The organism is Fructilactobacillus sp. X2R5C3 (assembly GCF_059901325.1).
In genome coordinates this window covers 1-252 of record NZ_JBWXUY010000039.1, presented here as the reverse complement: position 1 = coordinate 252, position 252 = coordinate 1, and the positions used below count along the sequence as shown (strand labels likewise).

Genomic DNA, 252 nt, shown 5'->3' with positions numbered 1-252 from the left:
GCCGCAGTATTTTGCCTTCCGTTGTTCACTATCAGTCAGAGTCATACACAACTGGTGATGAAGCGCGTGCAAGTGCACAGACCGATCCTAAAAATACCATTATCTCAGTAAAGCGATTAATCGGTCGTTCACTGTCAGATATTCAACAGCGATACCCATCTCTGCCATATCAGTTTGAAGAAAGTGATAATGGTCTACCTGTGATTCGCACAGAGCAAGGTAACAAGAACCCAATTCAAGTATCTGCAGATA

1 protein-coding gene is annotated in these 252 nt (G+C 43.3%); it reads left to right on the top strand.

The window, feature by feature from the left end; all coding sequences use genetic code 11:
* Positions 1 to 252: Hsp70 family protein (locus AC6UDE_RS07075; protein WP_500697046.1), on the top strand; the 252-nt coding region annotated here is incomplete at both ends.